At 71.3% G+C, this 11,852-nt stretch carries 11 protein-coding genes; 3 read left to right on the forward strand and 8 right to left on the reverse strand.

Going from position 1 to position 11,852, the window contains the following annotated elements; genetic code table 11:
- Positions 1-21: 21 nt before the first annotated feature.
- From H9I49_RS17460 to H9I49_RS17485, 6 genes are all read right to left on the reverse strand, one after another.
- Complete coding sequence (locus H9I49_RS17460) at positions 22-1,404, reverse strand: 8-oxoguanine deaminase (protein WP_188031640.1); 1,383 nt, start codon at positions 1,402-1,404, stop codon at positions 22-24.
- A gap of 3 nt (positions 1,405-1,407) precedes the next feature.
- A complete protein-coding gene (gene uraH, locus H9I49_RS17465; RefSeq protein ID WP_188031641.1) occupies positions 1,408-1,734 on the reverse strand; it encodes a hydroxyisourate hydrolase in 327 nt (108 codons plus the stop codon).
- A complete protein-coding gene (gene uraD / locus H9I49_RS17470; RefSeq protein WP_188031642.1) occupies positions 1,734-2,282 on the reverse strand; it encodes a 2-oxo-4-hydroxy-4-carboxy-5-ureidoimidazoline decarboxylase in 549 nt (182 codons plus the stop codon). Before uraD (H9I49_RS17470) ends, uraH begins: the two co-directional genes overlap by 1 nt.
- Entirely contained in the window at positions 2,279-4,234 is a 1,956-nt protein-coding gene (gene uraD, locus H9I49_RS17475; protein ID WP_188031643.1) for a 2-oxo-4-hydroxy-4-carboxy-5-ureidoimidazoline decarboxylase, read from the reverse strand. Before uraD (H9I49_RS17475) ends, uraD (H9I49_RS17470) begins: the two co-directional genes overlap by 4 nt.
- A gap of 21 nt (positions 4,235-4,255) precedes the next feature.
- On the reverse strand, positions 4,256-5,176 hold the full coding sequence (gene pucL, locus H9I49_RS17480) for a factor-independent urate hydroxylase (protein WP_188031644.1): 921 nt from the start codon (positions 5,174-5,176) through the stop codon (positions 4,256-4,258).
- Positions 5,177-5,385: 209 nt separating this feature from the next.
- Positions 5,386-6,699 (reverse strand): aldolase, encoded by a 1,314-nt coding sequence (locus H9I49_RS17485; protein ID WP_223128824.1) that lies wholly within the window; start codon positions 6,697-6,699, stop codon positions 5,386-5,388.
- A gap of 157 nt (positions 6,700-6,856) precedes the next feature.
- On the opposite strand from H9I49_RS17485, the gene H9I49_RS17490 reads away from it, so the two are divergent.
- Complete coding sequence (locus H9I49_RS17490) at positions 6,857-7,777, forward strand: universal stress protein (protein ID WP_188031645.1); 921 nt, start codon at positions 6,857-6,859, stop codon at positions 7,775-7,777.
- A 15-nt stretch (positions 7,778-7,792) separates the two neighbouring features.
- On the opposite strand, the gene H9I49_RS17495 is transcribed toward H9I49_RS17490, so the two are convergent.
- Positions 7,793-8,227, reverse strand: coding sequence for an SRPBCC domain-containing protein (locus H9I49_RS17495; protein ID WP_223128825.1), 435 nt, complete (start codon positions 8,225-8,227; stop codon positions 7,793-7,795).
- A 129-nt stretch (positions 8,228-8,356) separates the two neighbouring features.
- Between H9I49_RS17495 and H9I49_RS17500 the strand changes: the two genes are divergently transcribed.
- Complete coding sequence (locus H9I49_RS17500; RefSeq protein WP_188031646.1) at positions 8,357-8,737, forward strand: VOC family protein; 381 nt, start codon at positions 8,357-8,359, stop codon at positions 8,735-8,737.
- Between the two features lie 9 nt (positions 8,738-8,746).
- Here the strand turns inward: H9I49_RS17500 and H9I49_RS17505 are convergent, their stop codons facing one another.
- Positions 8,747-11,164 (reverse strand): Tex family protein, encoded by a 2,418-nt coding sequence (locus tag H9I49_RS17505; RefSeq protein ID WP_188031647.1) that lies wholly within the window; start codon positions 11,162-11,164, stop codon positions 8,747-8,749.
- Between the two features lie 194 nt (positions 11,165-11,358).
- Between H9I49_RS17505 and H9I49_RS17510 the strand changes: the two genes are divergently transcribed.
- Entirely contained in the window at positions 11,359-11,850 is a 492-nt protein-coding gene (locus tag H9I49_RS17510; protein ID WP_188031648.1) for an adenosine-specific kinase, read from the forward strand.
- Positions 11,851-11,852: the final 2 nt, after the last annotated feature.

Genomic DNA, 11,852 nt, shown 5'->3' on the forward strand with positions numbered 1-11,852 from the left:
GACGAACCTCCTCCCGGGAGGTCAGACCAGGACGCCGGTCCGGGTCAGCAGGCGGGTGCTCGCGGAGCGCAGAGCGGTGCCGAGCGCTTCCTCGGACACAGTGGTCAGGCGGTCTTCGGAGACGACGGTGCGCCCGCCGACGAGCAGGAGGGCGAGCGGCGGTCGATCCCCGAGGACCAGTCCGGCGACGGGGTCGACGATGTCGCCGTGTGCGAGGCCGTCAACCCGCCACAGGGCGATGTCGGCGAGCTTGCCCGACTCGAGGGAGCCGATCTGGTCGTCCCAGCCGAGCACCCGGGCGCCTCCGATCGTCGCGAGCTCGAGGGCGTCGCGGATCCCGAGGGTCGTCGGGCCGCCGACGGCGCGGGCGAAGAGGAGGGCGTGGCGCGCCTCTTCGAGCATCGAGGACGACTCGTTGGACGCCGGCCCGTCGACGCCCAGACCCACCGGCACCCCTGCGTCACGAAGCGCACGCGTGCGAGCGATGCCGGCACCGAGCCGGGCGTTCGACGACGGGCAGTGGGCGACACCGCTTCCCGTGCGGGCGAGAGTGTCGACCGCGGCGTCGTCGAAGTGGATGCCGTGGGCGAACCACACGTCGTCGCCGAGCCAGCCGACCGACTCCATGTACTCGACCGGCGTCATGCCGAAACGGTCGCGGCAGTAGTCGGCCTCGTCGGTCGTCTCGGCGAGGTGCGTGTGCAGCCGGACGTTCCGGCTCCGGGCCAGGGCGGCCGACTCACGGAGCAGGTCGCCCGTCACGGAGAACGGTGAGCAGGGCGCGAGCCCGACGCGCACCGTCGCATCCGGAGACGGGTCGTGGTGCCGGTCGATGGCCTCCACGCTGGCCGCGAGGATCGCGTCGAGGTCCTCGACGACGTGGTCGGGCGGTAGACCGCCCTGCGACCGGCCGAGGTCCATCGAGCCACGCGTCGCGAGGAAGCGCACGCCGACCTCTCTCGCCGCGGCCACCTCGGCACCGAGGGGGTCGCCGCCACCGTGCGGGAAGACGTAGTGGTGGTCCATCGACGTCGTGCAGCCGGTGCGGGCGAGCCAGCCGAGACCGGCCGACGCCGCCGCATGGGTCACGTCCTCGTCGATGCCGCCCCAGACGGGGTACAGCGTCGTGAGCCACTCGAAGAGCGTCGAGTCGCACGCCAGTCCGCGCGTCGCCCACTGGTAGAGGTGGTTGTGCGTGTCGACGAGGCCAGGGGTGGCCACGCAGCCGCGGGCGTCGACGACGCGGACCGGGCGGCCCGCGTCGTCGGGCGTGGCGGCGTACGGTCCCGACCCGACGGCAGTGATCCGCGTGCCGTCGACCACGACGTGGCCCGTGGCGTGCTCGGTGCGCGCCGGGTCCATCGTCACCACGGTGCAACCGTCGAGGACGATCCGCTCCGCCACGGCTCAGCTGCCCCGGTAGGTGGAGTAGCCGAACGGGTTGAGCAGCAGGGGCACGTGGTAGTGCTCGTCGGCGTCGCCCACGGTGAAAGCGATCGTCACCTCGGGGTAGAAGCCACGGGTCCCGGTCGCCGCGAACCAGGCGCCGGTGTCGAAGCGGAGCCGGTAGTCGCCGGCGTCGAGCCGATCGGGGCCGATGGACGTGATGCGTCCGTCGGCGTCCGTGGTGCCGGTGCCCAGACCCTCCCCGGTGGCCGACTCGAGGGCGACCGTGAGCGCCTGCGCTGGCCGTCCGGTGCTCGTGTCGAGGACGTGGGTCGAGAGCGTGCCCATCAGAGCACCGCCTCGAGCCGCAGCAGCGCGATCTCGCGCAGCTGGTCGACCGTCTCGGCCCGCTCGGTCTCGTCCCCGTTGTCCAGGCGTCTGCGCAGCTCGGCGAGGATCTGGTGTGCGCTGCGGCCCGCGGCGCGGATGAGGAAGACGCGGTCGAAGCGCTCCTCGTACGCCGCGTTGCCCGCCGCCAGCGCCGCCCTGACCTCGGCGTCGGCCGGGTCGACACCCGCCTGCTCACGCGCCGAGAGCTCGGCGTGGTGCTGCGGGTCGCTGGCGCGTTCACCGATCCGCGGGTGCCCGGCGAGCGCCGAGGCGAGCTCGGCGTCGTCGAGGTGGCGGGCTGCTCGGTCGGCGGCCTCGAACACGGCTTCACGGGCGGCATACGGACGCCCCGCAAGCACGTCGTCGGCCCAGCGGCCGACGCCGAGGCAGGCGAGCAGGCGTGGCCGGAGCGTGGCGGCCGGCTCCTCGTTGAAGGCGTCGAGGGCCCCCGCGGGCGAGGTCGCCGCGTCGGCGGCGGACGCGCTGGTGTCGGTCCGGTTGCTCATGCCATCTGGTCCACGTCGACGATGGGCGTGCGCGCGCTGTGGATGGGGTTGGCGTCGGCGACGAGGTCGTCGAACCGGTAGGCGGCGATCTTCGAGATCTCGACGAGGGCCGCGGCGTGCTCCTGGCTGGGGGAGTTGTTGAGGCGTTCCCAGCCGTGACGCAGGACCTGTGCGTAGGAGTCGCGGTCTCGCACGCACGTGACGAGCGCGAAACCGAAACGCTCACGGTACTGGCGCGTCAGCTCGGCGAGCTCGACGTGGTCCTTCTCGTCGAGCCGTGTCAGGCCCAGGCTCGCCTGGTCGCGCAGCGAGTCCTCGCCCTCGTCGCCGCCCGCCACGCTCTCCGCGCCGAGGTCCGGGTACGAGTCGATGAGCGCCAGCTGCTCTTCGGTCGTGGCGGAGAAGAGGGCCTCCTGGAACGCCTGGCGCAGGTCCTTCGTGTCGGCGAACGGGCGCTGGTCGTAGGCGCGCTCGACGACCCAGGTCGGCCCCTGGAACAGGCTGCCGAAGGTGTCGACGAACTGCTCGCGCGTCATCTCGTTGACCTCGCTGAGCCGGATCAGGGAGCCGGGCGTGCCTGCCACCGCGGGGCCGCGCCTCGAGCCGACGTGGTGGAAGACGATGTTGAGCACGATCGCCGTGATGCTTCCCAGCGTGATGCCCGAGCCGAGGATGATCTGCGCCCAGTCGGGCACGGCCTTCGCGACATCCGGCTGCGCGGTGACGTACATCGCGAGCCCGACGCTCGTACCGACGATGACGACGTTGCGGTGGTCGTGGAAGTCGACGCGCGACAGGGTCTGGAACCCGACGACGGCGACGGTGGCGAACATCGCGAGCGCGGCGCCGCCGAGCACGGCGTGCGGGATGCCGGCGACGAGCGCCCCGGCCTTGGGGATCAGGCCGATGACGATCATGATCGCGCCGGCCATCGCCACGACGTAGCGGCTCTTGACCCGGGTCAGTCGCACGAGCCCGACGTTCTCGGCGAAGCACGTGTACGGGAAGGAGTTGAAGACGCCGCCGATCGTCGTGGCCAGGCCGTCGGCCCGCAGTGCACGCGCGATGTCCTCGCGCTCGATGCGCTTCTCGACGATCTCGCCGGTGGCGAAGACGTCCCCGGTCGTCTCGACCGCGGTGATCAGCATGACCACGACCATCGAGATGATGGCCGCGACCGAGAACTTCGGCCAGCCGAAGTAGAACGGCGTGGTCACCCCGAACCAGCCCGAGGTCGAGACGTCGGAGAAGTGCGCGTCACCGAGCAGCCACGCGACGAGGGTGCCCGCGACGAGGCCGACGAGCACGGCGACCGTGGCCATGAAACCCTTGAAGACGCGCTGGATCACGACGATGAGCGCGAGGGTCCCGAGGGCGTACGCCATGTTGCGCCCGCTCGTCGGGTCGAGGGTGGGCCCCGCGCCGCCGACGGCATCGGCCGCGGCGACGGGCAGCAGCGCGATGCCGATGATGGTGATGACTGAGCCGGTGACGACCGGCGGGAAGAAGCGGATCAGACGGCTGAAGTACGGGGCGACGAAGAAGGTGAACAGGCCCGCGACGATGACGGCGCCGTAGATGACGAGCAGCCCCTCGGTGCCGCCGCCTGCGGCGAGGCCGATGGCGATCATGGGGGACACGGCCGTGAACGTCACGCCCTGCAGGAGCGGGAGGCGGACGCCGATCTTCCAGAAGCCGACCGACTGGATGATCGAGGCGATGCCGCACGTGAAGAGGTCGGCGTTGATGAGGTGGATGAGCTCCTGGGTCGACAGGTCGATCGCGCTCGCGAGCAGGATGGGCACGATCACGGCGCCGGCGTAGAAGGCCAGGACGTGTTGGAAGCCGTAGACGAAGAGCTTCGGCGCGGGCAGGACCTCGTCGACGGGGTGACGGGACCTGCGGGGACGCGGGGACGGGGCCTGCGCGGCTCCGGTGGCAGTGGTGGTCATGGTGTCGATGCCCTTTCGGGGTCAGCAGAAGCCGGGGGTTGCGAGCCAGGCCTCGGGAGCGGCCGGCACGTCGTCGCGCAGCACGGTCGCCTCGATGAGGCCGTAGGGGCGGTCGGCGGCGATGAAGACCTCGCCGTTGTTCTCGACGTCCGGGAAGGCGGAGAAGTCGACGAGGAAGTGGTGCTTGTTGGGAGCGGAGAACCGGATCTCGGCGATGTCGGGATGCCGCTCCAGCACGGCTTGGCCCATGGCGTGCAGGGTCTCCTGCAGGGCGCGGCTGTACGTCGTCGCGAAGACCTCGAGCAGCGTCTCGCGGACGCTCTCGAACGACTTGTTCCAGTCGGTGTCGGTGCCCACGTGGCGCCACCGAGCGACGAGCGACGTGGCGAGGATGCGGTCGTCGGTCTCGGCGAGGGTCGTGTACTCGTCCTTGAGGTAGCCCTTGAACTCCGAGCCCGTCGACTTGAGGACGACCAGGTCCGTGAGGCCGGAGACGACGTGCGTCGCCCGCTCGCCGGTCGCCTCGTCGCCCGAGCGCTCGACCGTGACGACCGTGGTGCGCGTGTCGCCGCCCCGGCGCACGAAGGCGTGGTCATGGCCGGTGTCGCCGACCGGGATGCGATCCCACAGGTACTGCTCGACCTCGATCCGTGCGCCGGTGGCCGCGGGTGCGGCGTCGAGGAAGCGGCCGGCGAGGGCGAGCGCGTAGTCCTCGAGGGAACTGACGCCGTGCTTCTTGGCGTAGACGAAGGCGGTGTTCTTCTGCGTGTCCGTGGGGAGGATCTTCGACTGGTCGCCCGTGACGTGCGCGTCGTCGAAGTCACCGCGGAGCGACGTCGACACGTTGAGGTCGACGATCTCGTGGCGGGCGGTGTCGCGCGTGATGCGCACCACCCGGTTCTCAGCCTTGCCGTACTGGTTCGGACCCAGAACGATGCTCATGTTTCAACTCCGTTGTCGATGGCTGGCGGTTCTGTTCGCGACGGTGCTTCCCATCAGGGTGCCGTGGTTGTGGTCGCGGTGGAGTGGTGTTGCGACTCCAGTGTCTAGGATTCCATGATGCGGAATTAATTTATCGAATAACGGAAGAATAGGCGGGGTCCACCGACGGCGTCAACGCTGCCGGCGAGCCGTCTCGCGTGCCGGGCGCCTCAGGCGCGGCGGGCGAGCCGGGCCAGGCCGGAGCGGGCGAGGCCGCACCTCCGGACCGCGTCGTCCTCGTCGAGGGCGCCGCAGTCGAGTCCACGCAGGACGAAGTCGGCGAGGGCGCGCGCAGTGGCCGGCTCATCCATGAACGCGGACTCACGCTGGGCGACGTAGTCGTGGAGGCGCGTCGCGGCGCTCTCGAAACCCTTGCGGTAGAAGGAGAACGCGGCGGCATACCGGGTCGGAAGCTGCGCCGGGTGCAGGTCCCACCCCTGGTAGTAGCCGCGCGCGAGGGAGCGGCCGACGAGCCGGTGGTGCAGGGCCCAGGCCGCGGCGACCGACTCGGGTCCGCCGACGGGGATGACGTTCGTCGACCCGTCGGAGAGCCGGACGCCCGTCTCGGCCGCGGCCACCTGCATGACGGACTTGGCGTGGTCGGCAGCGGGGTGGTCCATGGCCTGGAACTCGGCCGCGATGCCGAGGGACGCCGAGTAGTCGTAGGTGCCGTAGTGCAGCCCGGTGCAGCGACCGGCGGCCGCGTGGACCATCCGGGCGACGAGCGCCGTACCGTCGGGACCGAGGATCGACTGCGGCGTCTCGACCTGGATCTCGAAGCCGAGCGGCGACGTCAGTCCGACACCGGCCTCGATCCGCTCGGCGGCCAGCACCATCGCCTCGACCTGGTCGACGCTCGTCACCTTCGGCAGCGTGACCACGAATCCCGTTGGGAGGGAACCCTCCTCGCAGATCTGCTCGAGGAAACGGACCAGGGTGCGAAGGCCGCGCCGCCGCGTCGGCACCTCGAACGACTTGAAGCGGATGCCCGTGAAGGGAGGGGCCGTGCCCTGCTCCATGGACGAGCGCAGCTCTCGGGCTGCCCGGTCGACGGCCGTGTCCTCCTCTGCGTCCGGGCGGGCGCCGTACCCGTCCTCGAAGTCGATCCTGAGGTCCTCGACCGGCTCGGTCGCGAGCTTGCGGCGGACCACCTCCTCCAGGGCTGCGTCCCCGACGATGCGGGCGAACTCGTCGTGGTGCAGGTCGATGGCGGCGGTCGCCTCGGAACCCCAGGCCGCTGTGAGGCCGGCGTCGTAGCGGTCGGCCGGGACATAGACGGTGTGCACGGGCTGGCGACCTGCCCGGGGCCCGGGGAAGCGACGGGTCAGGTCCGCGTCCGCGTCACGCAAGCGCTCGTCCAGCGCATCGGCGAGCGCAGCCACGTCGACTCCCGTCTCCTCGAGTGCGGTGGACGGGTTGGGCGCCTGGCGGTCGGTGTCGGGCGCTGCCCCGTGGGCTCGGCGGTCGGTGGGCTGGGTCGGCATGGCTCAACTCCTCAAAGATTCTGTCGTGCGGATAATAACTTCTGCGATGTGGAAGTCAACGGAACCGCGAGGAGGAAGCGGCGCTACCAGCCCGGGGTGGAGAGACGATGGAGGTGGCCGGTGGATCGGCCCCGGCCTCATGCGAGGAGGGACCACCATGAACGACCGAGCTCGGAGCAGGCACGGCATCGTCATCGGCTACGACGGTTCGGCAGGATCACGGCTCGCCCTGATGTGGGCTGCGGAGACGGCCCGACGACGCGGAACACGTCTCACGCTGGTGCACGGCGTAGACGTGACCACGGTTCCCGCGCGCCCGGCGATGGACCAGTCGCCGGTGGAGCCCTCGTTCGAGAGCGCGGCGAAGGCCCTCGTCGACGAGGGCGCGGCCCGCATCGATGGCGTGCTCGACGCCTCGCAGGTCGAGACGCAGTACTGGCTGGGCAGCGCGGCCGCCCAGCTCGTCGAGGTGTCCAGGGACGCCGACCTCGTCGTCGTCGGCAGCAGGGCCCGGGGCCGTCTGCTCGCGGGCCTCCTCGGCTCGACGTCGTATGCCGTCGCCGCGCACGCACACTGCCCCGTGGTCGTCATCCGCGGACCGGCGGGGGACGACGACGAGGTGCCCGCGCCCCCACGCCCCGGCCCGCAGCGCGACGTCGTCGTCGGAGTGGACGACTCCGACGCCGCGGCGCGCGCTGTCGACGCGGCGGCCGTGGTGGCCGAGCAGGAGGGGGCGGGCCTGCACGTCGTCCACGTCGCCCACGCGCCCTCGATGGAGGCCTGGGCGTACGCCGAGACGGCCAAGGGCGGCACCGAGCAGACGCGCGCGATCCGCGACCAGGCCGAGCAGGTGGTGACGCGCGCCGCGGACCGCGTGCGTGCACACCACCCCGACGTCGCGGTGACCACCGAGGTGCTCTACGGCGACCCGGGCCAGTCCCTCGCCGACCTCGGCGCGACGGCCGGGCTCATCGTCGTCGGCTCGCGGGGGCATGGTGGGTTCACGGGGATGCTGCTCGGCTCGGTCAGCCACCGCGTCATCCACGACGCGGCCTGCCCGGTGATGGTGGTGCGGTGACGAGCGCTCGGCGTGTCAGGCGTCGAGGCTCTGCGCGAACCGGCCGAGGGCGTCGTCCCAGCGGGACTTGTCGCCGGCGCCGTCCTCGGCGATGCCCTGGCCCTCGTGGTACAGGTCGACGCGCGTGCCGTCACCGTCCGGCTTGAGCTGCAGGTCGACGATGCTGAGCGGCCCGTCCTCGTGCGGGTGCCACGAGACGCGAATCTGCTCCAGCGGGTGGTAGCTGCGCACCACGCCGTGGGGTCCTTCGGCGCTGTGCCAGGACTCGCCCTTGCTGCCGAGCGTGACGCCCGGCCCGAGCAGGGCCTCGGTGCCGCGTGCGCTGATCAGGTGCTGCCACACCTGCGGGACCGGCGCACCGAGCGTGACGCTCGAGTGCACGCCCGCAGGAGATCCCTCGAAGTCTGCGTCCTCGGCATACTCGGGGATCGACTGGGTTGAACTGCTCATGGGCACCTCCGTGTCGCTCGGACCGGCCCCTGATGGGCCCGACCCACCACAGACAGTCGACCAAAGACTGGCGCGGATGACAATGGTCTGGGCTGTGGGATGTCGGGCGTCGGACCCTAGCCTTCGGTCATGATCGATCACTTCGGCATCAACTGCTCCGACTTCCTCGCGAGCGCCCGCTTCTACGACGAGGTGCTCGGCGTGCTCGGGTACAGCCGGCAGATGGACGTGGAGGTCGCCCTCGGCTACGGCCGCGACGGCAGCCCCGACTTCTGGATCGCGGCGTGGCAGGGCAGCGAGCCGAACCGTGAGGTGCACTGCGCGTTCCGGGCGGACAGCGTCGAGGCGGTGCAGGCATTCCACGCCAAGGCGCTCGAGCTCGGTGCCGAGTCCCTCCACGAGCCGCGACTGTGGCGGGAGTACCACCCCGGCTACTACGGCGCGTTCGTGCGTGACCCCGACGGCAACAACGTCGAGGCCGTCTTCCACGGGGCCGCTCCGGACGCCTGAGCGGTGCCGTCAGCCGGTGAAGCCGGCGCGTCGGAGCGCCTCGGCCATCGCACTGTCGACGGGCGCGTCGTCGCGGCGCGGTCGGCCGCCCTGTCCACCCTGCCGCTGACCCCGTCCAGCCTGTCGCTGGCCCTGACCGCCCCGACCACGCTGGCCACCACCGGGCCCGCGCTTGCCGCCCTGCGCCGCGCCGCCGCCGGGCGTGACCTCGTCGTCGAGACGCAACGTCAGCGAGATCCGCTTCCGCGGCACGTCGACGTCGAGCACCTTGACCATGACGACGTCGCCGGGCTTGACGACCTCGCGGGGGTCACGGACGAAGCTCTTCGACAGTGCGGAGACGTGGGCGAGCCCGTCCTGGTGCACGCCGACGTCGATGAACGCGCCGAAGGCCGCGACGTTCGTGACGACGCCCTCGAGCGTCATGCCCGGCTTCAGGTGTTTGAGCTCCTCGACGCCCTCCTTGAAGGTGGCCGTCCTGAACGTGGGGCGCGGGTCGCGGCCGGGCTTGTCCAGCTCGCTCAGGATGTCGGTGACGGTCGGGAGGCCGAAGGTGTCGTCGACGAAGTCGGCGGGCCGAATCGCCTGCAGTGCAGGCGTGTTGCCGATCAGTGATGTGAGCTTCTGGCCCGTGGACTCGAGCATCCGGCGTACGACCGGGTAGGCCTCGGGGTGCACGGCCGACGCGTCGAGCGGGTCGTCGCCCCCGGGGATGCGCAGGAAGCCGGCGGCCTGCTCGAACGCCTTCGGCCCGAGGCGCGGCACGTCCTTGAGGGCCTTCCGGGTGCGGAAGGGCCCGGTCGCGTCGCGATGCGCCACGATGCTGTCGGCGAGGCCCGGAGTGATGCCTGAGACGCGGGTCAGCAGGGGAGCCGACGCGGTGTTGACGTCGACGCCGACGGCGTTGACGCAGTCCTCGACGACCGCGTCGAGCGACCGCGACAACGCGGTCTGGCTCAGGTCGTGCTGGTACTGGCCGACACCGATCGACTTGGGGTCGATCTTGACGAGCTCGGCCAAGGGGTCCTGCAGGCGCCGCGCGATCGACACGGCGCCGCGGAGGGAGACGTCCATGCCGGGCAGCTCCTGCGACGCGAAGGCCGACGCGGAGTAGACGGACGCGCCGGCCTCGGAGACGACCGCCGTCGTCAGCCCGAGCTCCGGATGGTGCTTGACGAGGTCTGCCGCGAGCCGGTCGGTCTCGCGCGAGGCCGTGCCGTTGCCGATGGCGACGAGCTCGACGGAGTGCTCCTTGGCCAGCCGGGCCAGGGTCGCGAGTGATCGGTCCCACTGGTTCTGCGGCACGTGCGGGTAGATGACGTCGGTGGCGATGACGCGACCGGTCCCGTCGACGACGGCGACCTTGACGCCAGTGCGGAACCCCGGGTCGAGGCCCATCGTGGCGCGCGCACCGGCGGGGGCCGCGAGCAACAGGTCGCGCAGGTTGGCGGCGAACACGCGTACGGCCTCCTCCTCGGCGGCCCGGCGCAGCTGCATACGGGCGTCGATGCCCAGGTGGACGAGGATCTTCGTGCGCCAGGCCCACCGCACCGTGTCGGCGAGCCACTGGTCTGCCGGGCGGCCGGCGTTCTCGAGGCCGAAGCGTCGCGCGATGGCCCGTTCGTATGCCGTGGGGCCGGGCTGCTGCTCGGCGGCGGGGTCCTCCGGGTGGATCTCGAGCGAGAGGATGTCCTCCTTCTCGCCGCGGAAGAGGGCGAGGATGCGGTGTGACGGGAGCTTCGACAGCGGCTCGGCGAACTCGAAGTAGTCGGAGAACTTCGCCCCCTCCTCCTCCTTGCCGGAGCGGACGCGCGATCCGAGGTGGCCCTGCGTCCAGACGCGCTCGCGCAGGTCTCCGATGAGGTCGGCGTCCTCGGCGAAGCGCTCGACGAGGATCGCGCGGGCGCCTTCGAGCGCGGCGGCGGCGTCTGCGACGGCGCGGTCCGGGTCCACGAACCCGGCTGCGGCCGTGGCGGGTTCGGTGTCAGGGGAGCCGATCAGCAGGTCGGCGAGCGGCTCGAGGCCGGCCTCTCGGGCGATCTGGGCCTTGGTGCGACGCTTGGGCTTGAACGGCAGGTAGATGTCCTCGAGGCGTGCCTTGGTCTCGGCGGCGAGGATCTGCGCGCGGAGGGTGTCGTCGAGCTTGCCCTGCTCCTGCACCGAGGCGAGCACGGCCGTGCGGCGCTCCTCGAGCTCGCGGAGGTAGCCGAGACGCTCCTCGAGGGTGCGCAGCTGCGCGTCGTCGAGGCCGCCCGTGGCTTCCTTGCGGTAGCGCGCGACGAACGGGACGGTCGAGCCCTCGTCGAGCAGGCCGACGGCTGCGGTCACCTGGCCGTCACGAACTCCGAGCTCTTCGGCGATGCGACGCTCGATCGACTGCACACCCACAGAAACCCCACTCCTTGTCACCGACACCTGAGGACGCATTCTGCCGGGCCGGGGACCACGCCCGGACGGCGACCCGCAGAGCGGTGCGATGCTCCGACGCAGGGCCCGGGCTCGCGAGGCGGCCGGGCGCTCGAAGACGGGGAGGCATTGCGGCCGGGAGCACACGGGCGGACGCTGGGAGCCGGGCCGTCACGAGGTCCGCAGGTCGTTGCCGACGAGGGAGGGAGGCCGCCATGAGCGAGCCGGCGATCGTCACGGTACCCGTAGAGGTTCCGGAGGGACTCAACGTCATCCTCGGACAGTCCCATTTCATCAAGACCGTCGAGGACCTCCACGAGGCACTCGTCGGCAGCTCGCCGCACCTGCGCTTCGGCATCGCGTTCTGCGAGGCCTCCGGCCCACGCCTCGTTCGCCGGTCGGGCAACGACGACGAGCTCGTCGGCCTGGCCGTCGACGCAGCCGTCGCCGTGGCAGCCGGGCACTCGTTCGTCGTGTTCCTGCGTGACGGCTTCCCGGTCAACGTCCTGAACCAGGTCAAGGCGGTTCCCGAGGTGTGCCACGTCTTCGCGGCGACAGCCAACCCGCTCGAGGTCGTCGTCGTGCAGACGGACCAGGGCCGCGGCATCCTCGCGGTCGTCGACGGTGCCTCACCGCTCGGCGTGGAGACCGAGGAGGACGAACGCGCCCGCCACGCCCTCCTGCGCACCATCGGGTACAAGCTCTGACG

This window comes from Terrabacter sp. MAHUQ-38, assembly GCF_014518425.1.
Lineage (GTDB): Bacteria > Actinomycetota > Actinomycetes > Actinomycetales > Dermatophilaceae > Terrabacter.

Coding starts and splice junctions, on each gene's coding strand:
- uraH (WP_188031641.1), bottom strand. CDS start 1,734: ATGGGCACGCTCTCGACCCACGTCCTCGACACGAGCACCGGACGGCCA.
- uraD (WP_188031642.1), bottom strand. CDS start 2,282: ATGAGCAACCGGACCGACACCAGCGCGTCCGCCGCCGACGCGGCGACC.
- uraD (WP_188031643.1), bottom strand. CDS start 4,234: ATGACCACCACTGCCACCGGAGCCGCGCAGGCCCCGTCCCCGCGTCCC.
- pucL (WP_188031644.1), bottom strand. CDS start 5,176: ATGAGCATCGTTCTGGGTCCGAACCAGTACGGCAAGGCTGAGAACCGG.
- H9I49_RS17485 (WP_223128824.1), bottom strand. CDS start 6,699: ATGCCGACCCAGCCCACCGACCGCCGAGCCCACGGGGCAGCGCCCGAC.
- H9I49_RS17490 (WP_188031645.1), top strand. CDS start 6,857: ATGAACGACCGAGCTCGGAGCAGGCACGGCATCGTCATCGGCTACGAC.
- H9I49_RS17495 (WP_223128825.1), bottom strand. CDS start 8,227: ATGAGCAGTTCAACCCAGTCGATCCCCGAGTATGCCGAGGACGCAGAC.
- H9I49_RS17500 (WP_188031646.1), top strand. CDS start 8,357: ATGATCGATCACTTCGGCATCAACTGCTCCGACTTCCTCGCGAGCGCC.
- H9I49_RS17505 (WP_188031647.1), bottom strand. CDS start 11,164: ATGCGTCCTCAGGTGTCGGTGACAAGGAGTGGGGTTTCTGTGGGTGTG.
- H9I49_RS17510 (WP_188031648.1), top strand. CDS start 11,359: ATGAGCGAGCCGGCGATCGTCACGGTACCCGTAGAGGTTCCGGAGGGA.